Annotated in this window: 24 protein-coding genes and 1 tRNA gene; 6 read left to right on the top strand and 19 right to left on the bottom strand. The window is 62.6% G+C overall.

Annotated elements, in window-relative coordinates; all coding sequences use genetic code 11:
- Window positions 1-14: 14 nt before the first annotated feature.
- A complete protein-coding gene (locus tag CH283_RS09430; RefSeq protein ID WP_094642331.1) occupies window positions 15-842 on the top strand; it encodes an alpha/beta fold hydrolase in 828 nt (275 codons plus the stop codon).
- A 113-nt stretch (window positions 843-955) separates the two neighbouring features.
- Here CH283_RS09430 and CH283_RS09435 read toward each other — a convergent pair whose 3' ends face one another.
- Entirely contained in the window at window positions 956-1,702 is a 747-nt protein-coding gene (locus CH283_RS09435; protein ID WP_176460527.1) for an SDR family NAD(P)-dependent oxidoreductase, read from the bottom strand.
- Window positions 1,703-2,118: 416 nt separating this feature from the next.
- Between CH283_RS09435 and CH283_RS09440 the strand changes: the two genes are divergently transcribed.
- A complete protein-coding gene (locus CH283_RS09440) occupies window positions 2,119-3,483 on the top strand; it encodes an MFS transporter (RefSeq protein ID WP_094641602.1) in 1,365 nt (454 codons plus the stop codon).
- Window positions 3,484-3,576: 93 nt separating this feature from the next.
- Entirely contained in the window at window positions 3,577-4,680 is a 1,104-nt protein-coding gene (locus CH283_RS09445; RefSeq protein ID WP_094641600.1) for a mandelate racemase/muconate lactonizing enzyme family protein, read from the top strand.
- 64 nt (window positions 4,681-4,744) lie between these two features.
- Here CH283_RS09445 and fabG read toward each other — a convergent pair whose 3' ends face one another.
- Genes fabG through CH283_RS09460 form a run of 3 tightly spaced genes read right to left on the bottom strand, consistent with a single transcriptional unit; the run spans window position 4,745 to window position 6,999 of the window.
- On the bottom strand, window positions 4,745-5,500 hold the full coding sequence (gene fabG / locus CH283_RS09450) for a 3-oxoacyl-ACP reductase FabG (RefSeq protein WP_094641598.1): 756 nt from the start codon (window positions 5,498-5,500) through the stop codon (window positions 4,745-4,747).
- A 45-nt stretch (window positions 5,501-5,545) separates the two neighbouring features.
- Complete coding sequence (locus CH283_RS09455) at window positions 5,546-6,544, bottom strand: cyclase family protein (RefSeq protein WP_094641596.1); 999 nt, start codon at window positions 6,542-6,544, stop codon at window positions 5,546-5,548.
- Entirely contained in the window at window positions 6,541-6,999 is a 459-nt protein-coding gene (locus CH283_RS09460) for a VOC family protein (RefSeq protein WP_094641594.1), read from the bottom strand. The genes CH283_RS09455 and CH283_RS09460 overlap by 4 nt, the downstream gene beginning before the upstream one ends.
- A 244-nt stretch (window positions 7,000-7,243) precedes the next feature.
- Here CH283_RS09460 and CH283_RS09465 point away from each other — a divergent pair, with 244 nt between their 5' ends.
- Together CH283_RS09465 and CH283_RS09470 are read left to right on the top strand one after the other, a co-directional pair.
- Window positions 7,244-8,194: a CoA transferase subunit A gene (locus CH283_RS09465; RefSeq protein WP_094641593.1), complete on the top strand. Its 951-nt coding sequence runs from the start codon at window positions 7,244-7,246 to the stop codon at window positions 8,192-8,194.
- Window positions 8,191-8,979 (top strand): CoA-transferase subunit beta, encoded by a 789-nt coding sequence (locus tag CH283_RS09470; protein WP_094641591.1) that lies wholly within the window; start codon window positions 8,191-8,193, stop codon window positions 8,977-8,979. Before CH283_RS09465 ends, CH283_RS09470 begins: the two co-directional genes overlap by 4 nt.
- 28 nt (window positions 8,980-9,007) lie before the next feature.
- Here CH283_RS09470 and CH283_RS09475 read toward each other — a convergent pair whose 3' ends face one another.
- The 5 genes from CH283_RS09475 to CH283_RS09495 all read right to left on the bottom strand — a co-directional run bounded on the left by CH283_RS09475 (window position 9,008) and on the right by CH283_RS09495 (window position 13,714).
- Window positions 9,008-9,925 carry a LysR family transcriptional regulator gene (locus CH283_RS09475; protein ID WP_094641589.1) on the bottom strand — a complete coding sequence of 306 codons (918 nt, stop codon included), beginning with the start codon at window positions 9,923-9,925 and terminating at the stop codon, window positions 9,008-9,010.
- Window positions 9,926-10,156: 231 nt separating this feature from the next.
- On the bottom strand, window positions 10,157-11,098 hold the full coding sequence (locus CH283_RS09480; RefSeq protein WP_094642330.1) for an aldo/keto reductase: 942 nt from the start codon (window positions 11,096-11,098) through the stop codon (window positions 10,157-10,159).
- A 75-nt stretch (window positions 11,099-11,173) separates the two neighbouring features.
- On the bottom strand, window positions 11,174-11,950 hold the full coding sequence (locus tag CH283_RS09485; RefSeq protein WP_094641587.1) for a 2-keto-4-pentenoate hydratase: 777 nt from the start codon (window positions 11,948-11,950) through the stop codon (window positions 11,174-11,176).
- A complete protein-coding gene (locus CH283_RS09490; protein ID WP_094641585.1) occupies window positions 11,947-13,107 on the bottom strand; it encodes a luciferase domain-containing protein in 1,161 nt (386 codons plus the stop codon). The genes CH283_RS09485 and CH283_RS09490 overlap by 4 nt, the downstream gene beginning before the upstream one ends.
- Window positions 13,108-13,138: 31 nt before the next feature.
- The gene (locus CH283_RS09495; RefSeq protein ID WP_094641583.1) at window positions 13,139-13,714 is read right to left on the bottom strand and encodes an NADPH-dependent F420 reductase; all 576 of its coding nucleotides are present in this window, start codon (window positions 13,712-13,714) and stop codon (window positions 13,139-13,141) included.
- A 91-nt stretch (window positions 13,715-13,805) separates the two neighbouring features.
- On the opposite strand from CH283_RS09495, the gene CH283_RS09500 reads away from it, so the two are divergent.
- Window positions 13,806-14,294, top strand: coding sequence for a MarR family winged helix-turn-helix transcriptional regulator (locus CH283_RS09500; RefSeq protein WP_094642329.1), 489 nt, complete (start codon window positions 13,806-13,808; stop codon window positions 14,292-14,294).
- 561 nt (window positions 14,295-14,855) lie between these two features.
- Here CH283_RS09500 and CH283_RS09505 read toward each other — a convergent pair.
- The 10 genes from CH283_RS09505 to CH283_RS09550 form a co-directional block, all read right to left on the bottom strand.
- Window positions 14,856-14,929 (bottom strand) — tRNA-Pro (locus CH283_RS09505).
- A gap of 85 nt (window positions 14,930-15,014) precedes the next feature.
- Window positions 15,015-16,463 carry a ribosome biogenesis GTPase Der gene (gene der, locus CH283_RS09510; RefSeq protein WP_037189204.1) on the bottom strand — a complete coding sequence of 483 codons (1,449 nt, stop codon included), beginning with the start codon at window positions 16,461-16,463 and terminating at the stop codon, window positions 15,015-15,017.
- Complete coding sequence (cmk, locus tag CH283_RS09515; protein WP_094641581.1) at window positions 16,460-17,143, bottom strand: (d)CMP kinase; 684 nt, start codon at window positions 17,141-17,143, stop codon at window positions 16,460-16,462. The genes der and cmk overlap by 4 nt, the downstream gene beginning before the upstream one ends.
- A complete protein-coding gene (locus CH283_RS09520; protein WP_082323570.1) occupies window positions 17,143-18,339 on the bottom strand; it encodes a pseudouridine synthase in 1,197 nt (398 codons plus the stop codon). The genes cmk and CH283_RS09520 overlap by 1 nt, the downstream gene beginning before the upstream one ends.
- A gap of 12 nt (window positions 18,340-18,351) precedes the next feature.
- Window positions 18,352-19,035: an SMC-Scp complex subunit ScpB gene (gene scpB / locus CH283_RS09525; protein WP_094641579.1), complete on the bottom strand. Its 684-nt coding sequence runs from the start codon at window positions 19,033-19,035 to the stop codon at window positions 18,352-18,354.
- Entirely contained in the window at window positions 19,032-19,868 is an 837-nt protein-coding gene (locus CH283_RS09530; protein ID WP_037189201.1) for a segregation and condensation protein A, read from the bottom strand. The genes scpB and CH283_RS09530 overlap by 4 nt, the downstream gene beginning before the upstream one ends.
- Window positions 19,865-20,827, bottom strand: coding sequence for a ParA family protein (locus CH283_RS09535; RefSeq protein ID WP_068051009.1), 963 nt, complete (start codon window positions 20,825-20,827; stop codon window positions 19,865-19,867). The genes CH283_RS09530 and CH283_RS09535 overlap by 4 nt, the downstream gene beginning before the upstream one ends.
- Before the next feature lie 109 nt (window positions 20,828-20,936).
- Complete coding sequence (gene xerD, locus CH283_RS09540) at window positions 20,937-21,851, bottom strand: site-specific tyrosine recombinase XerD (protein WP_094641577.1); 915 nt, start codon at window positions 21,849-21,851, stop codon at window positions 20,937-20,939.
- Window positions 21,852-21,856: 5 nt separating this feature from the next.
- On the bottom strand, window positions 21,857-22,489 hold the full coding sequence (locus CH283_RS09545; protein WP_094641575.1) for an NUDIX domain-containing protein: 633 nt from the start codon (window positions 22,487-22,489) through the stop codon (window positions 21,857-21,859).
- Complete coding sequence (locus CH283_RS09550; protein WP_094641573.1) at window positions 22,486-24,216, bottom strand: CTP synthase; 1,731 nt, start codon at window positions 24,214-24,216, stop codon at window positions 22,486-22,488. Before CH283_RS09550 ends, CH283_RS09545 begins: the two co-directional genes overlap by 4 nt.
- Window positions 24,217-24,340: the final 124 nt, after the last annotated feature.

Genomic DNA, 24,340 nt, shown 5'->3' on the forward strand with positions numbered 1-24,340 from the left:
ATGGGAGTGTGTTCATGGCACAGCCTGATTCACCCGTAGACGACATCACCACCGAGACGGTCACGTCGGCCGATGGAACCTCGCTGGGGGTACATTGCCTCGGTTCCGGTTCGCCTGTCGTGATTGTGCACGGCAGTATCTCGACAGCGGAGTCGTGGCTGCAGGTAGCCTCACATCTCGCTGCCGACCACCGGGTCTTTGTTCTCGATCGCCGAGGACGAGGTCTTAGCGGCGACGCACCGCAATACACGCTCGAGACGGAGGCCGCCGACATCGCAGCTGTCCTCGCCCTGGCGGCCGAGTCGACCGGAGGCGTACCGACCCTGGTCGGTCACTCCTACGGTGCGATCTGCACCCTCGAAGCCGTTCGACGAGGTTCGCAGGTGGCCTCCCTGGTGTTGTACGAGCCGCCACTACCGGTGGACGGGCCGGTCGCGGGGCAGCATCTCGCCCCGTATGCGGCAGCGATCGCAGCGTCCGACAACGATGGGGCGATGCGTATCGCCATGGAGCATTTCATTCGCGCACCTGCAGCCGAGACGGAAGCCATTGCCGCAACACCGTTGTGGGGGCAGTTCCTCGAGTTGGCACCCACCTGGACTCGCGAGTTGGAACAGATCGACGCATGTGTGTCGGTGATGCCGGAATACGGCGAATCGACAAACAGGACACTGCTTCTCGTGGGCGAACAAAGCCCCAAACATCTCGTCGGTGCTTCGGCCTACTTGGAATCCAGGCTCCGCAACGTATCGAAACACGTTTTGACGGGACAAGCCCACTTCGCGAACCTCGTCGATCCGGGTCAGGTTGCCTCGGCGATCACCACGTTCCTCGACCGCTGAGACTCGTAACGAGGCCTTCGACATCGCCGCCCCGACACTCCCTTCCAGGAGTGCCGGGGCGGCGATGTCGATCCGGGGTCCTCTGACGACCCAAGTGGCCCGACGTCAGCGCATCAATCGAAGACCAAGCCGCCGTCGACGTTCATGGACTGCCCGGTGACTGCATTCGCCATGAGCAGGTACGCAACGGCGGCAGCGATATCGGATGGTTCGCTGAAGCGGCGCAGCGGTACGTGCTCGACCATTTCTGCGATTCGTCCCTGCGCTTCGGGCGTATTGTGCACGTTGAGCAGCGGCGAGTTGGTGGGGCCCGGGCACACGGCATTGACTCGAATGTCGAACGGTGCCAACTGAATCGCAGCAACCTTGGTTAGCGCGAGAACAGCACCCTTGGTTGCGGCATAGGCAGCGTTGGACGTTTGCCGGTAGCCCTTCCCCGCGATCGAGGCGACGTTGACGATACTTCCGCCGGCACCCGCATCCCGCATGCGAGAACCTACGGCCTGCATGACGTGCATCGTTCCCAACGCATTGATATCCATCATCCAGTTCCAGTCCTCGGTCGAGATCTCGAAGAAGTCCATCAATCGAGTCACGCCTGCACAGTTGACGACACCGCGGATGGCAGAATGCTCTTGGACGACGGTCTCGACGGCGGCGTCGACGCTTGCGCGGTCGCGGAGATCGACCGTCACGTAGTCGCACTTCAGACGACCTGCAACGTCCTCTGCGGCCTGCTCGTTCGCGTCTGCGACCACAACGGAGAGTCCCATGTCCACCAGCCGCTCACAAATGGCAGTACCGATGGCACCAGCCCCACCTGTGACCAGGTAGGCACCCTCATGTCGGGTAGTACTCACTTTGAACTCCTGAAGTCGATGGCCGCCACCGTCATCTGGGCATCGATGACCACACGGTGCTGCGCGGTGTTGCGCTGACTTCGAGCGTCCACCCCACATGGGATGACGTCCAATACTCGATCGCGACGTATTCATATCCGCGACGGATAAACGGGCCCATCCGGATCAGGGGTGCTGTCGGCTGCCGACGTGGCGGCCGCGTCCGGGATTCATCAATTTTTGCACTGAAAGTACAGCTGATTGGTATTGGTCAGAGATGGCCGCGCGTACCTATAGTCGCCTGAGCAGCAAGTGCTGTGGATCACATGAGCACATCGAACGCGGCGCGCGGGAAGTCCAGCAGTTACAACACCCCGACTGCAGCCGCCACAGCACCGGACACGCACCGCACAATCGTATTCCCGAGGAGCCAACCGATGAAAAACCAACTCACGTCGGACGATTCACCCGTCGACGACATCGAAGTACGGATCTACAAGAAGACTCTTCGCCGGGTGATCCCGGTCATCATGCTGGGAATGTTCATCTCGTACATCGACAGAGCCAACATCGGTGTTCTGGCCGGACCCATGTCGGAGGACCTAGGACTGTCTGCCGCAACGTTCGGGCTGGCCGCCGGGCTGTTCTACATCGGCTACTGCTTCTTCGAGATCCCGTCCAACATGGCAATGGCCAAATTCGGAGCTCGAGTGTGGCTCGCCCGCATCATGGTCAGCTGGGGTGCCTGCACAATGCTCATGGCGTTCGTCCAGAACGACGTCACGCTGTACATCGTGCGAATAATGCTCGGCGTCGCCGAGGCCGGATTCTCGCCCGGTGCACTGCTGTTCCTGGCCTTCTGGTGTCCCCCACGCATGCTCCCCAAGACGTACTCGATGCTGAACCTGTCAGTGCCGATCGCACTCGCCGTCGGATCCATCCTTACCTCGTCGCTGCTGTCGTTGGATGGACTCTTCGGGCTGGCAGGATGGCGCTGGGCATTCCTCATCGAGGGCATCCCCGCCATCGCACTCGCGGCCTACATCTACCTCCGCCTTCCGAACGGACCGTCGGAGGCAAAGTGGCTCGATGACTCCGAAAAGGAGTACCTCGCCAAGCATTCCGCACAACGTCCCGACGGTCCCGGCCACGAGATCAAGTACCTCTGGGCTGTGCTGCGTCGCCCCGCCGCATGGGCGTTCACAATCCTGTACTTCTGCATGACGATCGGTTACTGGACGATTGCGTACTTCCTCCCCACGATCGTTCGCAGCCAATTCGATCTCGGCTTCGTGGCATCGGGAATGGTGTCGGCCATACCGTGGGCATTCGCGGCCGTGGTCATGATCCTCGTCTCGAAGAACGTGTCCAAGACCGGTGAGCGCACTTGGCACATGACCATCCTTCAGATAGCCGGTGCAGTAGGACTGGCGACCGCAGCCCTGACCGGTAATCCCTACCTCGCACTGCTCGGCATCAGCCTCGCGGCCGGTGGATTCTTCGGCTCACTTCCTTCGTTCAACTCCATGCCTGCGCAGGTGTTCACTGCAGGTCTGGCTGCTGTGGCCCTCGCGATGATCAACGGCCTTGCCAGCCTCAGCGGGCTGATCGGCCCGTACCTGTTCGGCTTCCTGCAGGACAGAACAGGATCGAGCGAGACCGGCCTACTCATCATGTCCGGCTTCTTCGTCGCCGCAGCCGTCCTGGTTTTCGCGATGAGTCGTTGGACGGACAAGGTCACCGGAGGACTCCACACCAAGACGACGGTGGCTCTGGATCCGACTGCAATCGATGCTCGCTGAAAATTCACTCCCACATGGGTGTGCGGTCGGACCCGACGGGGCCGACCGCACACCCATGCTCGACGCACACTGGATCGAAAGGTGCACCACATCATGAAGATCGAAAAGATCGAGGCAATTCCGTACGCCATCCCGTTCCGAAAGCCCTTGAAGTTCGCCAGCGGCGAGGTGACCGTAGCGGACCATGTTCTGATTCGGGTACACACCAGTGACGGCGTCATCGGTATCGCCGATGCACCGCCGCGGCCCTACACGTACGGCGAGACCCAACGCTCGATAGTCGCTGTCATCGACGATGTATTCGGACCAGCCCTTGTCGGACAGTCGATTCTCGAGCGCGAACGAATCAGCGCGATCCTCGACCGAACAGTGCACAACGACGTCGCCAAAGGAGCGATCGACATCGCGATCTGGGATGCAGTCGGCATCACCCTGGGAGTGTCGGTCTCGAAGCTGTTGGGTGGCTACTCGGATCACCTGCGGGTGTCACACATGCTCGGGTTTCACAGCGCGCAAGAGGTATTGGACGAAGCCCGATACTTCGTCGACGAACACGGAATACGAGCATTCAAGATCAAGGTCGGTCGCCGCCCAAAGGAGCTGGACCTCGAGCTGTGCGCGATACTCGCGCGCGAACTCGACGACGATATCGAACTGTACGTCGATGCCAACCGAGGCTGGACTGCAAACGAAGCGATCGCGGCGTTGCCGGCACTGGTGGATTCCCGGACGAGCCTCTTCGAAGAGCCCTGCGACGCAAGGGAAACCATGGGTAGACGTCGGCTGGTAGCGACGTCCACGATTCCCATTGTGGGCGACGAAAGCGTTCCACGCCCCGGTGACGTGTCCCGAGAACTGATGTCCGGCGGATGCGATGCCGTGAGCATAAAGACCGCGCGCGGGGGCTTCACCAACAGTGTTGCGGTCCTGGGCCTCTGTCAGGGCATGGGCGTCGATGTCCTCATGGGAAATCAGATCGACACTCAGATCGGTTCAGCGGCAACTGTCGCCTTCGGCTCGGCGTTCAAGGCCACTCATTCGCGACCCGGAGAGTTGTCGAACTACCTCGACCTCGCCGACGATCTGATCGCCGAGCCCTTGGTCATTCGCGACGGTCTCATGAAGATCCCCGTCGGTCCGGGCGTCGGAGTCAGCGTCGATCCGGACAAGTTGAGTCGCTACCGCACCGACAAGTAAGACCGATGCCGGTGCAGGAACGTTGTCCTGCACCGGCATCGGCGATTACCGGTGTCCGAGAGTCCTAGATGTGTCGGCCTCCGGTGACCTCCAGGACCGTGCCGGTGACGTAGCTGGACATCGGACTGGCAAGGAATAGCACCGCCCCGGCAACTTCGTCCGGTCGACCGAAACGGTTCATCGGAACTTCCGCCAGCTTGGACTCCATGACCTTCTGCGGCAATCCGGATGTCATCGGTGTGTCGATGATTCCGGGCTGCACGGCATTGACTCGGACACCGGCGAACCCGACTTCCTTCGCTGCAGCCTTGGTCAGACCGACGATGCCGGCCTTGGCTGCGCTGTAATTGCTCTGTCCGATCATGCCCACCTTCCCCGAGATAGACGACATGTTGACGATCGACCCGCCGCTGTCCTGTTCGCGCATGATGGCCGCAGCTTCCCGGGTTCCCAACCAGGCACCCTTGAGATGTACGCGGATCACGTCGTCGAATTCGTCTTCGGTCATGCGGCGCATCGTGGCATCGCGCGTGAAACCCGCGTTGTTGACCCAGATGTCGAGTGAACCGAACTGATTCACCGCAATTGCACCAGCCGCCTTCACGTCGGACGCCGACGACACGTCACCGGAGACGCTGATGAGTTTGTCGCCGGCATCGAGATCCGCGCGCGCCCGGTCGAGGGCTGCCTCCGAAATATCGGTGAGGACCACATTCGCGCCCTGCGCGAGAAATGCAGACGCGATAGCCCGGCCGAGCCCTCCCGGCCCTCCGGTGACAACGGCGGTCTTCCCTTCCAACAGCACAGTATTTCCCTTCATGAGGCAGGGCGCAGCGGCTGCGGCCTGCACGTACGTCGGCAGAACTCAGAGAATGGCCAGAGCATTTGCCGGAGAGCCGACCCCGCCGAGCAGATTCAACGGCTCGGCCGTGACGAAGAATTCGAAGCGCCCGGTGTCCTTGCATCGTTGCGACAGTTCTTCGAGATCCCACAATTCTCCGATATAGATGCCCAGCAGGGGAATCAAGATGCGATGCAGCATTCCAGTATGCGACGAATGTGGCAGTGCTCCGGTGGCTTCTGCCTGCACTGTTGGCAGACCCGAGTGATCCGACGGCCAGGCCTCCAACGCGACATTGTCCGCGGCAACCAGCGCAAACTGGCTGTCCCACAACCAGGCGGCCATCTCCTCGGACTGCTCGAGTCCCACCGACCGACCCTCGTACGGGTTGGCATCGACGACGAAATGCTCGGTCCAGCCGAATCTCAGGACCAGAATGTCTCCGGGCTCGAGAACGACGTTCTGCCAGCGCGCCGTGGCTTCCAGATCCTCGACACCGATCTGTTCGTTGGTGCTGTGGTCGATGGGCTTCCCACAGGACTTCCGATATCCAGAAACGTCGAGGAGTACGCCACGACCGGCGATTCCGGCGGCAGCGACGTGCTGGATTCCAAGGGACTCGTTGCCTGCGACGATGTCGTCCGGGTCTGCCCCGTTGTAGAAACCACGGTCGGGGTGGGCGAAGTGTCGAAGACTGTCGATCTGTGTCGACGCTTGTGGGTAGAAGCTGTCCACTCGATCGTCTCGATGAAACTCGTTGAGCCCGAACACTTCGTGCACTGGGTTACCGCGGTGGGCGATGAGCGGTATGGCGAAGGCCGACAGCGACAGATTGAGGTTGACGCGATGGCCGGTCGTGACCAGACGCGCCGCAGCGACGACCCGAGCGGCGGTCAGATGATTGAGGCTCCCCAACTGATCGTCCCAGCCGAAAAGTCCCCACGCGGTGCCGCGTACATCATCGGGTCGTTGCTGCAGCTGTGCGTAGGTCGGCAACCCTGGTCCCGACGACGCGCCACTCATGACTGTTCTTCTGCCTCCATGACTTGATGAACCTCGATCATGTTTCCGGCGGGGTCGGTGAAGAAGATCTGATACCACCCCTCCACCGACCAGATACCCCAGTCGTCGAAGGGGATGTTGTGCTCGCGCAATCGGCGCATCAATTCTTGAATATCGTCTGTTCGGAATGCGACATGCCCGCCGATGAGCGGATTCACGGTGTGACCTTCGGTCAGCGCAAGATAAGGCTGCCGCCGGGTCGCGTGGAGTTGGAGCTCATCCTTGTCGCCGGCATCGTAGAACTTTGCGCGAGTGGCCCATTCGTCGTCTCCCGATTCGCCGCTACCGGTCGAGCGCGAGGTTGCGATCATCGCTGGGCTGGGAATCTCGCCCAGGCCGAGAGCGTCGGAGTAAAACCTACCCAGCTCTTCCATGTCGTCGGAGGTGACGTTGACGTGATGAAGTCGAAGCTCCACGGTGATTCCTTTCGAAGATGGTCACCCGAGTGTCGCAAGCCACAAAGCGACCCGTCCAATACTGTGACGACACCAATTCAGAGGCCTTCGATATCAATGTTTCTCGATTGATCTACCGTCCGGACGCAAGGGGTCTCGCTCAGACTGATCTCGCCAACGTCTTAAAACGACCATTTTGGATATTGGACTCGAAACAATTGAGCAGGCAGGCTCATCGAGCAGCGCACCGACAGGAGAAACCAACGTGACAACCGTAGACCGGAGCAAGGTCGCCTCGCTCGACGATGCCATCGCAGAACATGTTCACTCCGGAGATGTGGTGTCCATCGAGGGCTTCACGCATGCCATACCGGTGGCGGCAGGGCACGAGATGATTCGCCAGGGCCTGACCGACTTGACACTGGTTCGAATGACGGCAGACATCATCGCCGACCAGCTGGTGGCCGCAGGATGCATATCGACCTTGGTGTCATCATTCATCGGCAATTCCTCGGCGGGCTCCCTCGGTGAGCTGCGACGCCGCATAGAACGAGCCGATCCCGCGCCACTCGAATTTGTCGAATATACGCACCACAGCATGGTGTGCCGCTATCTCGCTGGTGCACAACGGCTTCCCTTCTACCCGCTGCGGTCCATCACCGGCAGCGACCTCCCGAGTGTCAACTCCGACTACCGGCAGGTCGAGTCACCGTTCCCCGGACCAGATGGAACGCGGGACAAAATCTATGTGGTCCCCCCGATCAACCCGGATGTGACAATCATTCATGCGCAGCGATCCGACAGACTCGGCAACATCCAGATGTGGGGTCTGACCGGCATTCAGGCCGAGGCGGCTTTTGCCGCAGACCGTGTGATCGTCACTGTGGAAGAGATCGTCGACGACGACATCGTGCGTGGAGACCCGAACCGGACGATTTTGCCGTCACATGCGGTCGACGCGGTCGTACCCGTGCCGATGGGTGCCCATCCGTCATTCGCTCAGGGCTACTACGACCGAGACAACGCGTTCTATCTCGAATGGGCGCACATCAGTGCCGACCACGAGCGGCTCATCGCCTGGCTCCAGGAGTGGGTCGTCGAAACGCAGAACCATCTCGGTTATCTGGACAAGCTCGGTTCCGCCCGCATCGATGGCTTGGCTGTCGGACGAGCCGAAAGCACTCCCATCGATTACGGAAGAAGGATCCAGCTATGACGAACGATGTAGACACAACGACACTCCGGGGAGCCACTCAGGCCGAAATGCTCACGATCACCGCCGCTCGAGATCTCGCAGCCAAACGGATCGTGTTCGCCGGAATCGGTCTGCCGACAGTGGTCGTCGCCCTGGCTCAGCAGACCGTGGCACCCGACATCGAGGTGGTCTACGAGTCCGGGGTCACTGGCGCGCATCCCAGCGAACTGCCCGCAACCATTGCAGATTCGGTGCTCATCACAGGTGCCGAGGCCGTCCTGACTCTGCCTGCGCTTTTCGGCTATGTACTTCAGGGTGGCCGCGTCGATGTCGGCTTCCTCGGCGCTGCGCAGATCGACAGATACGGAAACCTGAACTCGTCGGTCATCGGAGATTGGCACAAGCCGGACAAACGGTTGCCAGGTTCGGGCGGTGCCCACGAAGTGATGATGAATGCTCGGGAAGTCCACGTGATCATGCGTCGACACAATCCGCAATCCTTCGTCGACGAACTGGACTTCTGCACTTCTCCCGGACCCGAACGCATACGGCGCGCCGGTGGACGCCCATTCGGCCGGGGCGTCACCAAGGTGTACACCGAACTAGGAGTTCTGGCCCGCGAAGGCATGTACGACGAACTCGAACTCGTCGCCGTCTCCCCGGGTGTCGACCCGACTACAGTGAGCGAGGCGACCGGTTGGCCTCTGAAGCTTGCACGCAATATCGTCGAGCTACCCGAACCGGACTTGCATCAGCTCGACCTGTTGCGGCATCACATCGACCCGAATCGTGTCTATCTGAGATAGAGCAGCCGACCCTGAGGGTTGCTTTCGCTCATGCGTCCGGAGACTGCGTCTGCGAATCAGGATGCGCAAACAGCGACTTTGCGACGGAGACCACCGAATGTGTTGCCGGGGAAGCCGACTCGGTATTCCATGCAAGGGCTGAGTGCAACGCTGGTGTGAAGTCCGAGATGGATTTGTACACCAGCCCGTAAGGCTGAATGTCCTTGCAGGAGCTCAGCGTGAGCGTGACGCCGACCCCGGCCGCCACCATCGCCAGAATGGTGTAGGAATCCGGCGCAGCTTGAGCTACCCGCGGCTGGAAACCTGCGTGCGCGCACGCCTGAACACCGATGGCGTGCAAACTCGACCCCGAGTTCGCGGGAAAGGTCACGAACGGTTCGTCGACCAGATCCGACAGAGCGACAGTCGATCGATGTGCCAGCCGGTGAGACGACGGGAGCGCACAGATCAACTCTTCACGCTCGATAACCACGTAGTCCACTCCCCTGCTGAGGAAAGGCAGGCGGACGAATCCGAGGTCCAGCGAACCTTCCCGGACCTGTTCGAGGGCTGAATTCGCGTACGTCTGACCACGCAGTTGTAGGTCCACATTCGGAAACCGGTCGCGGACGGCACCGGCCAACTGGGGCAAAGCGATGCGACTGGAAGCACCCGCGAATCCGATGGTCACCCGCCCAGACTCGCCCGCAGCGCCCGCCAGTGCCGCATCCCGTGCCTCGGCGGCACCGGACACCACTTTCCGAGCCGGACCCAACAGCGATTCACCGGCCGGAGTCAGCGAGACCGCCCGTGTACTCCGAACGAACAGAGCGACCCCCAACTCCTTTTCCATCTGCCGGATCCGCTGACTGAGGGGTGGCTGGGCGATGCGCAGCCGCTCCGCAGCTCTGCTGAAGTGCAGCTCCTCGGCTACGGCGATGAACGCTTCGAAGTGCCTGAGGTCCATACTTGGCCTCCACATTCATTCTTTTGCTGTCTCAAAATCTGACACATTGATCTCCAAAAGGTACCAAATCCGTTCGATGCCGTTGCGTGTAATGGGCAGATGCGACCAGTGGTCCTGCTGACTGCACTGTCGACGACGACGCGCATGGGGACGAAGATCATCTCCATCCGCGCCGGTTGGCTCGTCTCATCCGGTCCAGGTCTGTCTTGCCGAATCATCGGACCTGTGAAATCACACAGCGTCGGACAGTGTGGTCAGTCGGTCGATCTCATCCGAAGCGAGGGTCAGCGCAGGCGCGGCCAGCAGGCCAGGCAACTGGGAGATCTTGCTGGCGCTGGCGATAGGTGCCGTAATTCCGGGCTGAGCCAGCAACCATGCCAACGCCACCGAAGAAATCTCGGCGGAGTGAGCCGAGGCGATGTCGTCGAGGGCCGAGACGACGGCCAGACCTGCATCGGAGAAGTATCCCTTGGCCATCGTGCTACGAATGTGCGTGGTGAAATCGTCCTGCGTGCGGTATTTCCCGGTGAGGAATCCCGCCGCGAGGGCAAAGTACGGAAACACACCGAGATCGTTGTCGAGTGCCAACTGCTGTCGCTCACCCTCGTAGTCGCTGCGGGCGACAAGGTTGTATTCGGGCTGCAGCGCGACGGGTGCGGCGAAACCGTTGTCTTTCGCGGTGTCGACCCATTCGCGGATGCGCTCGGGGCTGTAGTTCGAGATCGCGACGTAGCGGACTTTACCGGCGGTCACCAGCGCGTCGAATGCCCCCAGCGTCTCGACCAGAGGCACCGTCTCATCGTCGTAGTGCGCGTAGTAGAGATCGATGTGATCGGACTGCAGTCGCGCAAGCGACGCGTCGGCTGCGGCAGCGATGTTGGACGCAGACAGGCCCATGAAGTCGGGGTGCTGGCTCACCTTGGTCGCGATCACCACATCGTCACGGTTGTTGCGCTTGGCTGTCCAGTTGCCGATGACGGTCTCGGACTCGCCACCGGAGTTACCGTCCGCGAAGGCGGAGTACGAATCAGCGGTGTCGATGAAGTTGCCACCGCCGGCGGTAAAGGCGTCGAGAATCTCGAACGATGCATCTTCGTCGGTGGTCCAGCCGAAGGTGTTGCCGCCCAATGCGAGTGGGTAAACCTCTAGCGATGAGGTGCCGATCGTAACCATGAAGAATTCCTTGCCTGTTGTGTTCCGGTGACAGCCGGAGTCCATGTGATCTTGAATTGTTTCGTATATCGATTGTCAGAGCGCGACGTACACAGCACCGAGGCTCTCGACGCGAAGTGCGTAACGGCAGTCCGTGTTCAGTGGTACGGCGTCGGTCAGTGCACCTGCAAGCACAACTGAACCGGCAGACAGCGTCTCACCGCGACCGGCCAGATGCCGCGCGAGCACTACCAACGACAGCAGCGGGTCCCCGAGCACCGCAGAACCCAGTGCTTCCCGAACGTCCACCCCGTTCACCTCGACGACGCACTGCACCGCCGCAAGATCATCGATGTCGGCCAACCGATGCGGCGGTCCGAGGATCAAACCGGCGGCGCTGGTGTTGTCGGCGATCACGTCGGCCAGGCCGAAACAATAACCGGTGAAACGAGAGTCGATGATTTCCGCCCCAACCGTGACGAAGTCGACGAGTGCCGCAGCCTCCGCACGAGTGATGGGTCCGGAAATGTCACGAGCGATGACGAATGCAATTTCGGGTTCTATGCGCGGTTGAACCCACCGCTCCAACTCAACCGACACTTGATCGGCTTCGACCGTCATCGCGTCGGTCAAGAATCCGACGACCGGGGTGTCCACTCCGATTCTCCGCTGCTTGGCCAGGCTCGTCAGTCCGAGCTTGGCGCCGATGACATTCTCGTTGTTCGCGCGGCGGTTCTGTCGATCGAGATCCTGTACCGAATATCCCCACGTGGCATCGACACTCGGATCGACATCACTGAATGGCTCGATCGTCGTACCGGACCGGCGTGCTTGGGACAACCGCGCCGCTGCCGCTTCTGCAGTGATTTTCACGTCGCAGGCCCAATTCTGCCTCGTGCGAAGTTGTAACTGGCCTCGACGATCCGACGAACGACGTCCAGCTCTTCGGCATCCCGCGGCCCGTACACCATGACGAACCCGACAGCGAGTCGCGTTCCTGCCCAGGGGTGCATACGCCCGTACCCCTTCGCCACCAGATCCGCGGCCTGGTCAGGAGGCAACACCAGGTGCAGCGAGCCGTCCTGGGGCGGATGCAGGTGGGCGAACTCGCGTACCGATGGGACGAGAAAACTATCCACCCCAGCAGACGAGTCGTCGAGCGTGAGTGCCCGTGCTCCAGGGACCGAGATGTGCGACGGTCCCACGGCCACACCGTCGAGAGATGCGATGTGTGCCAACAGTTGTTCCTGCAACTCCACCGGGGAATTATCCGACAACTGTTGCTGTGGAATTGCCCACGACACATCCGGATGGCTGCCGCGACGGGCAGGCAATGCGCCCGCCAAGGTCGACCACTCGGGCGCTCGTCGAGGCCCCGGCACCGGAACCTGATGGTTCTCGCGAAAACGGAATCGGTACGCAATCCATTCGCCGAGAGCCGATACCACCGACGCGCTCATCCCATGCCCGCCCGGGTCTCGATGAGCGTCTGCCGGTGCGCCGGACTCGGACAGAACGTATTCCCAAGTACGCGAGAGCAATTCGTTGGGAATGACCTGGTCGGCGTCTCCCTGCGCAATGAACACAGGAAGGTGCGCAAGGCGTCCCGCATCGACCGGGACACCCGCGTCGAACGGAAGAGTGCCGTACATGACCGCAACACCGGCGTATCGCGCCGGATCAGCGAGAGCAAGACCACCAGCGAAAGCCGCACCGCCGCTGAAGCCCGCGAGCAGCACCGGCCGGCCGGCAGCCGCAAAGTCGTCCAACCACGTGCGGAACCACCCCATCGTGGCACCGAGGGACGCCGCGACAGGTCTGCCGATTCCACGGTTGGCAAACCATGCGAACCCACCACCTTCCGCTATCGGCGCACGCACTGCCACGTAGGAAGGACCGATCGGCAAATGTGCTGCGAGCGTCATGATGTCACGCTCGTTGGATCCTCGGCCGTGTAGCAGTACGACCAACGGCGCGTCAGGGTGGGTGGATCCGAAAGACGCAACAACCGGATCTGCAAATTCATTCATGCGTGCGTGACTTCCGTAGGAGTGGGACGAGTCAGGACGTGAGCGCGAATCCACCGCTCCACGAAATCTTCTCGCCGGCGGCGAGTGTCATCTGCAGGAAGCCGACGCTTTCCAATTCGCGTGCCCGTCCGAGGGACCCTGCATCGACCGCGGCGAGCCCTGCTGAACCGACGACGTCGGCGAGCGAGGACTTGGCGTCTGAGTCGTCGCCGGCGATGAGCACGGTGGTGACGGCCTGTCCGATCTTTCCTTCGACCAGGGTGCCGGCGAAATTGGTATTGAAAGCCTTGAGCACGTGTGAGTTCGGCAAGGCGGCTGCCAGGTACGCGGTCGCTGAGCTATCGGCCGGAACCGTCAAAGAATCGAAGGTCTCGAAGTTCACCGGGTTGGTGATGTCGACGACGATGCGGCCCGCGAACGAGGCGCCGCGTTCGGCGACCACACTGTCGAGCGCTGCGAACGGCAATGCCAACACGACGATGTCTCCGGACACCGGTGTGTCGGAGTCTGCGCGGGCCAACACCTGAACGGAGTGTCCGCCCTTGACTGCCAGCGCTGCGATTGCCTTGCCCATATTGCCTGTGCCGATTACCGATACAGCTGCCATGTCTAACTCCTCGTCAAGATGCCACTCGGTTGATGCTTCAACCTTGCGCCCATTTACTTGTAGCGTCAAGTAAATGGGCTATCATGTGACCATGGACACGAACTGGTTGAGTGACGAGGAGCAAAGGTCCTGGCTACGACTGCTTGCTGTCGTCGAACTACTCCCGGGAGTGTTGGAACAGCAGCTACGAAAAGACTCGGGTCTCACTCACTTCGAGTACTTCGTGCTGACCAGGCTGTCCGAGGCCGAGAATCGGACCCTGCGGATGACAACTCTGGCACGGCGCACCAACTCGACACTCGCGCGGTTGTCCCACGTGGCCAGACGCTTGGAGGCCAGAGGGCTGATGGAAAGAACCCCATGCCCCACCGACGGCCGCGCCACGAACGCGCTGTTGACCGAAAAGGGGTGGACGACGGTGATATCCGCGGCCCCCGGACACGTCGCAGCCGTCCGACACAATGTGGTGGACGCCGTGACACCCGCTCAACTAGGTCAACTTCGGACCATCTGCGATGAGCTTCTCGTCCGACTCGACCCCTCCGGAACACTGACCGAACTGTACGACGAAGCACCATAGCCAGAAAAATGAACCGAGGCCTCACCCGTCATGCAAAAGACGTTGCGCCATCGAGTATTTCGAACCGGACCCACGGCAAGCGGTAACAATTCATGTGGATGGTATTCGCGTCCACCATCGGCCCGTTGAGCTGCGATCGACGAATCCGTTACGAGGCCGTGGACTTGCCCAGAATCCTTAGCACCGCGCATCTACTTGGTTCTCGGGCAGCGGGACATCTGGCGGCGCGGCAACCGTCTCGAGATCAATGCCGAGTCGCCCGCATCCGGGGCTGCATCAAAGGTGGTGCTGCCGCCTCGACCGCGACCGCGATGTGGTGCGGTTCGCCGCCGCCTGACTCCGTAGCTACTTGACTGCGAACCAGCTGAATCAAGTGGCTCCGTCCACTCAGGTCCAATCGATCGACGCACGCAGATCGCCGGACGCCGGTGGATACACCTGGACAGCGCCGCAGCGCCAAGTTCGACCGTGTAAGAAACGAGCAGTGACACTCCCGCGGCACGCACACAAGAAAGACGGCTTCGGACTTCTCCGAAACCGCCTCTGACCTGCAACTATCTGTCGGGCTGACAGGATTTGAACCTGCGACCACTTGACCCCCAGTCAAGTGCGCTACCAAGCTGCGCCACAGCCCGCCGCGCCTCGAAAGGCGCTTGCTGAGATTACCCCAGCCCTACCCCTGAGAGGAAATCGCCTGCTCAGGGGCGGGGTCGGGCTACATCAGCGGTTGTTGCCCTTGCCCGGCCGTTCCCGCTTCTCGCGGATACGTACCGAAACGCGGACGGGGCTGCCGTCGAAGTTGAACTCTTCACGCAGACGCCGCTCGATGAATCGGCGGTAGCCGGCCTCGAGGAAGCCGGTGGTGAACAGCACGAATGTCGGCGGCCGGGTGCTGGCCTGCGTCGCGAACATGATGCGCGGCAGTCGTCCGCCTCGCATCGGAGGCGGAGTGGCCGCCACGACCTCCTTGAGCCACGTGTTCAGCCTGCCGGTGGGGACACGCTTGTCCCACGACTCCAGAGCCGTCTCCAGAGCGGGCACGAGCTTCTGGACCGCACGGCCCGTCTGCGCCGAGATGTTCACTCGCTGCGCCCACGGCACCCGAGCAAGATCGCGATCGATCTCCTTCTCGAGCTGCTGACGACGATCGTCGTCCACCAGATCCCACTTGTTGAACGCCAACACCAACGCGCGGCCGGCATCGGCGACCATGCTGAGCACACGCATGTCCTGCTCCGAGATCACCTCGGACGCATCGAGAAGCAGAATCGCGACCTCGGCGGCCTCGATCGCGGACTTGGTGCGCAGCGACGCGTAGAACTCGGCACCACTGGCATGACTGACGCGCTTGCGCAGTCCGGCGGTGTCGACGAATCGCCATGTCTTGCCGCCCAATTCGACCAACGAGTCGACGGGATCGACGGTGGTGCCGGCAACATCGTGCACCACCGAGCGCTCGTCACCCGAGAGCTTGTTGATCAGTGACGACTTGCCCACGTTCGGCTTACCGACCAGAGCGACACGCCTGGGTCCCCCACCGGGGATTCCTTCGCGCGGGGTCTCGGGCAACGCCTCGAGCACCCGGTCCAGCAGATCACCGGTACCGCGGCCGTGGGTCGCGGACACCGACAACGGCTCCCCCAGACCCAGCGACCACAGTGCGGCCACCTCGGACTCGGTGCGTCCGTCGTCGACCTTGTTGGCCACCAACAGAACCGGAGTCTTCGACCGGCGCAGTACTCGTGCTACAGCCTCGTCCGTCGTCGTCGAGCCGACTCGCGCGTCGACGACCAACAGGATCGCATCGGCGGTGTGCATGGCCAACTCGGCTTGGCGCGCAACGGATGCCTGCAGACCCTTGGCGTCGGGTTCCCAACCGCCGGTGTCCTGCACCAGGAAGCGTCGACCACTCCAGTTGGCCTCGTACGACACCCGGTCGCGGGTGACGCCGGGTACGTCCTCGACGACGGCTTCACGTCGTCCGATGATGCGGTTGACGAGCGTCGACTTACCGACGTTCGGACGCCCTACGACGGCGAGAGTCGGTACGGCGACGGCGTCTTCGCCGTCTTCGCCCTCGTTGAGGTCGACGTACTCCCACTCGCCCTCGTCACTCCATATTCCGTCGCCCGCGGTTTCCGCTGCGCCGGAGAAGAATTCTTCACTCACTGCACTGCTCCACTTCTGTCGTTCACCACGAGCAGCAAACGCTCGATCACGCCGTCGAGATCCAGCTCGCTGGTATCGACGATCACCGAATCCTCGGCGGGACGAAGCGGTGACACTGCTCTCGTCGAATCTGCGTGATCGCGGCGTTGCACATCCGCGAGCACGGATTCGTAGTCGTCGTCGCGACCCTGTTCGATGTTCTGTTTGTTGCGACGCTCTGCCCGCGCCTCCGGTGAGGCAGTCAGGAACACCTTCACGTCGGCGTCGGGAAGAACGACGGTGCCGATATCGCGGCCCTCCACGACGATTCGCGTCGACGAGCTCGCGAGATCGCGCTGCATCTGCACCAACAACTCGCGCACCGCAGGCACTGCGGACACCGCCGAGACGGCCTTGGTGACTGCGTCGCCGCGGATTTCGTCGCTGACATCTTCACCGTCGAGCAACACGGTCTCGGACAGCGGGTCCTTGCCGATCTCGAGGGGAAGCGCCGCAACAGCTTTCGCGACCGCATCCGCATCGGTGGGCTCGACGCCCGAACGGAGAACCCATACCGTCGCGACGCGGTACATCGCACCGGTGTCGAGGTAGCTGGCTTCCAGTGCCGACGCGAGTCTGCGCGATACCGACGACTTACCGGTGCCCGAGGGACCGTCCATCGCCACGACGAGCGCACTCATCACAGGCCTACGGATTCGTAGAGCTTGCCGATCTCGCCGCGACCGAGAACACGCAGTGTTCCCGGACGCTGATCGCCGAGCACGATGTTGCCGACATCGGTGCGCACGAGGCGCCCGACCGGGAATCCGACCTTGTCGAACAACCGACGCACGATGTGCTTGCGGCCCTCGTGCAGGGTCACCTTGACGAGCGACTTGCCGTCCGAGATGTCGAGTAGCTGGAAGCCGTCGACCTTCACCGGTCCGTCGTCGAGGGTGACGCCCTCACGCAGCTGCTTGCCGAGCGTGCGGGGAATGGTGCCCGACAACGTCGCGAGGTAGGTCTTCGAAACCTCGAACGACGGGTGCATCAGGCGGTGAGCAAGATCACCGTCGTTGGTGAAGAGCAACAGTCCCTCGGTGTCGGCGTCGAGGCGGCCGACATGGAACAGTCGCTGCCCCGCCTGGACCCGCTCGGAGACGATGTCGCCGACGCACGGGCGTCCCAGATCGTCGGACATGGTGCACTGCCATCCACGCGGCTTGTTCATCGCGAGATGAACCAGCTCTTCCTTCACCACAACGCGAGTACCGTCGACACGGACCACGGCGATGTTGGGATCGATGCGGATTCCCTGTTCGGTGACGATGCGTCCGTCCACCTCGACGCGGCCGTCGGCGATCAGTTCCTCGGCGGCGCGACGCGATGCGACGCCGGCCTGTGCGAGCACCTTCTGCAACCGAACACCTTCACCGGCGGGCACATGCTTGCGCGGTGAGGAATCGGTGTGCTGATGCTTCGCCGGCTTGGCGTTGCTGATCGTGGTCGACGGAACCTGCTTCTTCTGCGGCTTCGGCGGCTTGGGACGCGAGGGCTTCTTGCGAGGAACAGCGTCGTTGCTGCGGTCGTTGACGCCGGTCTCGACGGGCGTGTAATCGGTCGATTCGTCCTGCTCGACGCCACGGCGAGGGGCAGGTCGGGCTCCTGTGCGAGGAGCTCCGGTACGCGGCGCGCCTGCGCGAGGTCCCCCGGTGCGGGGAGCTCCGGTGCGCGGGGCTCCGGTACGGGGAGCGCCGTCACGGGGCGCTGCGTCGCGGGTGCGATCTCCGCGGCGCGCGTCACGCGGAGTGTCCGACCTACCTGCGGTCGGCTTCCTGCGTGGGTCTTGTCTCTTGTTACGGTCCGGTGTGCCATCACGGCGAGCGGGCTTGTTCACTTGTCTTACCTATCAGTCGTCCGAGTCGAGCTCGGCTGCCGGATCGGGTTTCGATCCGCGGTTCTTGGTGGAGCGGGTCATTCTCGGGTCGGTGTCCATGCTGTCACTGATCTCGTCGATCAGGTCCACACCCGGCAACAGCGGTGCCAGTTCGGGTAGATCACCGAGCGATGCGAGCCCGAGCCGTTCGAGGAACAGCTCGGTGGTGCTGTACATCGTGCCGGTTGTCTCCGGGTCGGTTCCTGCTTCGGAGATCAGTCCACGAGCGAGCAACGTACGCATCACTCCATCGACGTTGACTCCTCGCACGGCGCTGACTCGTGCGCGGGTCAACGGTTGACGATATGCGATCACGGCCAGGGTTTCCAATGCCGCGCGTGTGAGCTTGGACCGAGCGCCGTCCAGAAGCAGCCGTTCGACGTACGGCGCATAGGCGGTTCGGGTGTAGAAACGCCATCCGTCACCGGCGTAGCGAAGGTCGATTCCGCTGGATCGTTCGGTCAGTTCGGCGGCCATCGCCGTCAAGGCCGCGCGCACGCGGGCCACCGAGGCACCCACGGCCGAGGCGAGCTGCTCGTCCGAGGCCGGTGTATCGACGATCAGCAACACAGCTTCGAGCGCCGACGCGAGAGTGGTGTCGTCGAGTTCCTCGGAATCGTCGACGTCCTCGAGCTCGAGTTCGGGGTCGGCACTCATGCGTAGTCCTCCTCCGTGACCACGATGGGTCCTTCGTCCTTACCGGTCCAACTCACTCGAAGATCGCCGAGCGGCTCGGGCTGCTCGAACGCGATCACCTGTTGCCGGAACAGCTCCAGCAACGCCAGGAATCGAGCGATTATTTCCACCTGCACCTCGCAGTCCTGCACCAACTCCGAGAACGACGCCCACTCGTTCAGACCTCGGCCTTGCAGATTCTCCAGCAACCATGCCGCCTGCTCGGGAATCGAGACCGCGTGCTGATGAATGTGATCGAGTCCCACCTGGGGAATCGGCTTGGGTCTGAAGGCCGCTGCGGCGATGTCGGCGAACGTGGCCGGGTCGACGCCCAGCAGCACCTCCGGAATCAGATCGGCGTACCTGTCCTCCACCGACACCGACCGCGGATAACGCCGAAGCGCAGCAGCTTCCAGCTCACCGAACAACAGAGCGACCTGCTTGTAGGCGCGGTACTGAAGTAGTCGAGCGAAGAGGAGATCTCGCACTTCGAGCAGCGCCAGGTCCTCGGCGTCCTCCACATCACCCGAGGGCAGCAACCGCGCCGCCTTGAGATCGAGCAGAGTCGCGGCTACGACGAGGAATTCCGTCGTCTGGTCGAGGCCGACATCGGCACCGAGTGACTTGGTGAACGAGATGAAGTCGTCGGTGACGGTGTGCAACGCCACTTCGGTGACGTCCATGCGGTGCTGACTGATCAGCGACAGCAGCAGATCGAACGGACCCTCGAAGTTGAGCAACCGCACCCTGAATTTCGACGGATCCGCGTCGGCGGGAACCTCGATCGGGGCCTCGTCGGCAGCGTCGACGGTCACGGACCCGACCGGTAGATCACCTCGCGCGCCAGGGCGCGGTACGCCTGTGCGCCGCCGGATTTCGGAGCCCACGTGGTGATCGGCTCACCGGCGACACTGGTTTCGGGGAAACGAACCGTTCTGGTGATCACCGTGTCGTAAACGACGTCGCCGAACACCTCGACCACTCGCGTCATCACCTCACGCGAATGCAGTGTGCGGGCGTCGAACATCGTCACCACGATGCCGGCCAACTTCAGCCGCGGATTGAGACGATCACGCACCTTCTCGACGGTATCGTTGAGCAGCGCCAAGCCACGAAGGCTGAAGTACTCGCACTCCATCGGGATCAACACTTCGTCGGCACACGTGAGCGCATTGACCGTCAACAGACCGAGCGACGGCTGGCAATCGATGAGCACGTAGTCGTAGCGATCCAGAATCGGATGCAGCACTCGACCGAGCGTCTGCTCGCGGCCCACCTCGGTGACCAGCTGAATCTCAGCGGCCGAGAGGTCGATGTTGCTGGGCATCAGATCGAGATTCTCGACACGAGTCCGCATGATGATGTCGTCGGCGGAGACCTTCGCCTCGACGAGGAGGTTGTAGACCGTCAGATCGAGCTCGTGATGTGCAACGCCCAATCCCGCGGACAGTGCGCCCTGTGGGTCGAGGTCCACGAGCAGCACGCGACGGCCGTAGCCGGCCAACGAGGCACCGAGATTGATGGTCGACGTCGTCTTGCCGACGCCACCCTTCTGGTTGCACATCGCGATGATCTTGGCCGGGCCGTGATTGGCCAACGGTTGCGGATCCGGGACGGTCCGAGTCATCCGACCGGTGGGCCCGAGCTCGTTCGGAGCAGGAATGATGTCGCGTGTCTCCCGACTGGATTCCGGTTGACGCGTCTGGAACAGGCCACCGTCGAGATGTGGATGATCCAAAGCTGACTCCGCCGCTGGCGGCTGCGGTGTCGACACGTTCCAGCGCTCCCCTGTCCCGTTCGTCTTCGAGTAGTTCTGAGAACGCTACCGCTTGGTGCGCCGGCAGCGTCATCGGACACGCTGACGCACGGCCGCCGGCCTCGTGCTATCTCGCCCGCGGATGCGCGCCGGCCCACACTTCGCGCATCGTGTTCACGGTGACGAGGGTGTAGATCTGCGTCGTCGTCACCGACGCATGTCCCAACAGCTCCTGCACGACGCGAACGTCGGCACCACCGTCCAGCAGATGCGTAGCGAAAGAATGCCGAAGAACGTGCGGTGAGACCCCCGCGGTGATCCCGGCCCGCACGGCCGAATCCTGCAACACCTGCCACGCACTCTGCCGAGACAACCTGCCGCCTCGGACGTTGAGGAACAGCGCAGGATTCGAGCGCGAGACCAGCCCCGGCCGTCCACGCACCAGGTAGGCGTCGACTGCCTCGATCGCGGGTCGCCCGACCGGGACGATGCGATGCTTGCCGCCTTTGCCGCGCAGCAGCACCGAGCGGGCTTCGGTGTCGATGTCGTCGACGTCGAGCCCCACTGCCTCGGAAATTCGAGCCCCGGTGGAATACAGCAGCTCCAACAACGCTCGATCCCGCAGTCCGCGCGGGGCATCCGGACCGGCAACCGAGGCCGATTCGAGTAGCGCCACCACCTGATCGACGGGCAGCGACTTCGGCAACCGCTTCGCCGGCTGGGGCGGCTTGACCTCGCTCGCGACGTTGCGCTCGACCATCCCCTCCGCGAGCGCGAACCGGTGCAGACCGCGCACAGCAATCAGCGTCCGGGCAGCCGAACTTGCTGCTAGAGCCGGGAATTCGTCATCACCGCGCCGCAGATAGAGCACGAACTCGGTGATGTCGTTCTCCGAGACCTTCGCCAGATCGGTGATGCCGTAGCCGCCGAGGAACCGCTCGTACCGCACCAGATCGCGACGGTAGGACGACACCGTGTTCGGTGCCGACCCACGCTCGACCACGAGATGGTCGAGGTACGTCTGAATCTGCTGGCCGATCACGGTGACTACTTTCGTGAACTCTTCCGCTTCTCGAATGCTGTCGGCAGATCGGGCCACGGGGCGTCGGCGGGGCGCAATTCGGTACCGGCAGCGCGCGCCGCAGCGAACGCGAGCACGCCCGCCACAGCGGATGCGTTGACGATCTCGCCCGACAGCGCTCGACGGACGGCCTCGTCCATCGGCACGAAGGAGAGTTCGATGTCGGCTTCCTCGTCGTGTGCCTCCGGCCGATCCACCTGCGTCAGATCTTGTGCCAGGAAGATCCGCACGGCTTCGTCGGTGAACCCGGGCGAGGCCAACACGTCGACCAGCACCGACCATGTGCCAGCAGCAAGCCCGGTTTCCTCGGCAAGCTCACGCTGAGCTGCCAGCACCGGCGGCTCCCCCGGCGCGTCCAGCAGACCGGCGGGCAACTCCCACAGTCGACGACCGACGGGATGCCGGTACTGCTCGATCATCGCCACACGGTCCTGATCGTCGACGGCCAGAATCCCGACCGCGCCGTGATGCTCGATCACCTCACGCTCGGCCTTGCGACCGTTGGGCATAGCGACCTGATCGAGCCGGAGGGCGAGGATGGCACCCGAGTACGGCACCGACGATTCGAGAGTGGTGAACTCGTGCCGAGGCTCGCTCATCCGACGGTCTCGGCCGCGTCCGATTCCTCTGCCGCCACGGTGTCACCGTGAATGTCGACCGGCAAACGCTCCGCAGCCTTGTACTTCAGCGCCGCATTGATCAACGACGCGAACAGCGGGTGCGGACGGGTCGGCCGGCTCTTGAGCTCCGGATGCGCCTGAGTGGCGACGAAGAACGGGTGCACCGACGCAGGCAGTTCGACGAACTCGACAAGGTGGCCGTCCGGAGAAGTACCGCTGAACACCAAGCCGCTCTTGGCAATTCGGTCCCGGTAGTCGTTGTTGACCTCGTAGCGATGACGGTGGCGCTCCGAGACGTTCTCGGTGCCGTACGACGCCGCGACGACCGAACCCTTCTGCAGGGTTGCCGGGTAGGCACCGAGGCGCATCGTGCCGCCGAGATCGGCGTCACCGGCGACGGCGTCTTCCTGATCGGCCATCGTGGAGATCACCGGATCCTTGGTCTCCGGGTCGAACTCGGCGGAATTGGCATCGTTCAGACCGACCGACCGAGCCGCCTCGATGACCACACACTGCAAGCCGAGGCACAACCCCAGCAACGGAATCTTGCGCGTACGTGCGAACTCGATGGCCCCGAGCTTGCCCTCGATACCGCGGATACCGAAACCACCGGGAATGAGCACGGCATCGACGTCGCCCAACGCGGCCTGCGCCCCCGCAGGCGTCGCGCACTCGTCGGATGGAACCCACTTGATCTCGACCTTCGCGCGATGGGCGAATCCGCCGGCACGCAGCGCCTCGGTGACCGAGAGATACGCGTCGGGCAGGTCCACGTACTTGCCGACCAGGCCGACGCGCACGGTTTCGCGCGGCTGGTGGACGCGCTCGAGCAGGCCACCCCAGATGGTCCAGTCGACATCGCGGAACGGGAGACCGAGCTGACGGACGACGTACGCATCCAGGCCTTCCTTGTGCAGCACTTTGGGAATGTCGTAGATCGACGGTGCGTCGGGCGTGGAGATGCAGCCGTCGACGTCGACGTCGCACATGAGCGCGATCTTGTTCTTGAGCCCCGGCGGCACATCGCGATCGCAACGCAGGATCAACGCGTCGGGCTGGATACCGATGCTGCGCAGTGCTGCGACGGAGTGCTGGGTGGGCTTGGTCTTGAGTTCACCGGACGGAGCCAGGAACGGAACCAACGACACGTGCAGGAAGAACACGTTGTTGCGGCCGACGTCGTGGCGCACCTGACGCGCTGCTTCGAGGAACGGCTGCGACTCGATATCGCCGACGGTGCCGCCGATTTCGGTGATCACGACGTCCGGCTGATGACCCTGCAGGTCCGGGCCGTTCATCGCGAGAATGCGACGCTTGATCTCGTCGGTGATGTGCGGGATGACCTGAACGGTGTCGCCCAGGTATTCACCGCGGCGTTCCTTGGCGATGACCGTCGAGTAGACCTGGCCGGTGGTGACATTGGCGAACCCGGACAGATCGCGGTCGAGGAATCGCTCGTAGTGTCCGACGTCGAGGTCGGTCTCGGAGCCGTCCTCGGTGACGAAGACCTCACCGTGCTGGAACGGGTTCATCGTGCCGGGATCGACATTGAGGTAGGGATCGAGCTTCTGCATGGTCACGCGCAATCCGCGTGCGGTCAGTAGCTGGCCGAGGCTGGATGCCGTCAGGCCTTTTCCGAGTGAGGACGCGACGCCCCCACTGACGAAAATGTGCTTGGTGTCGGAACGCGACTGAAGGCGTGACAATGAGGCTCCCGTGACGAGTCTGCAGGGCTTGCTCCTATCAGGGGGCTGATAAGAGAGGTGAAGCGTGGAAATTGGGCCTGCTACCCACGGGACTTCACGGTAACACCAGTACCTACCTCACCGC

The organism is Rhodococcus sp. 05-2254-2 (assembly GCF_002259095.1).
Lineage (GTDB): Bacteria > Actinomycetota > Actinomycetes > Mycobacteriales > Mycobacteriaceae > Rhodococcoides.

Bases quoted from the DNA above. Each gene is read 5' to 3' on its own strand.
- CH283_RS09490 (WP_094641585.1), bottom strand. From the start codon at position 13,107: ATGAATGAATTTGCAGATCCGGTTGTTGCGTCTTTCGGATCCACCCAC.
- scpB (WP_094641579.1), bottom strand. From the start codon at position 19,035: ATGAGTGCCGACCCCGAACTCGAGCTCGAGGACGTCGACGATTCCGAG.
- CH283_RS09430 (WP_094642331.1), top strand. From the start codon at position 15: ATGGCACAGCCTGATTCACCCGTAGACGACATCACCACCGAGACGGTC.
- CH283_RS09455 (WP_094641596.1), bottom strand. From the start codon at position 6,544: ATGAGTGGCGCGTCGTCGGGACCAGGGTTGCCGACCTACGCACAGCTG.
- CH283_RS09470 (WP_094641591.1), top strand. From the start codon at position 8,191: ATGACGAACGATGTAGACACAACGACACTCCGGGGAGCCACTCAGGCC.
- CH283_RS09500 (WP_094642329.1), top strand. From the start codon at position 13,806: ATGGACACGAACTGGTTGAGTGACGAGGAGCAAAGGTCCTGGCTACGA.
- CH283_RS09480 (WP_094642330.1), bottom strand. From the start codon at position 11,098: ATGGTTACGATCGGCACCTCATCGCTAGAGGTTTACCCACTCGCATTG.
- fabG (WP_094641598.1), bottom strand. From the start codon at position 5,500: ATGAAGGGAAATACTGTGCTGTTGGAAGGGAAGACCGCCGTTGTCACC.
- CH283_RS09445 (WP_094641600.1), top strand. From the start codon at position 3,577: ATGAAGATCGAAAAGATCGAGGCAATTCCGTACGCCATCCCGTTCCGA.
- CH283_RS09495 (WP_094641583.1), bottom strand. From the start codon at position 13,714: ATGGCAGCTGTATCGGTAATCGGCACAGGCAATATGGGCAAGGCAATC.
- CH283_RS09545 (WP_094641575.1), bottom strand. From the start codon at position 22,489: ATGAGCGAGCCTCGGCACGAGTTCACCACTCTCGAATCGTCGGTGCCG.
- CH283_RS09475 (WP_094641589.1), bottom strand. From the start codon at position 9,925: ATGGACCTCAGGCACTTCGAAGCGTTCATCGCCGTAGCCGAGGAGCTG.
- cmk (WP_094641581.1), bottom strand. From the start codon at position 17,143: ATGAGTGCGCTCGTCGTGGCGATGGACGGTCCCTCGGGCACCGGTAAG.
- CH283_RS09440 (WP_094641602.1), top strand. From the start codon at position 2,119: ATGAAAAACCAACTCACGTCGGACGATTCACCCGTCGACGACATCGAA.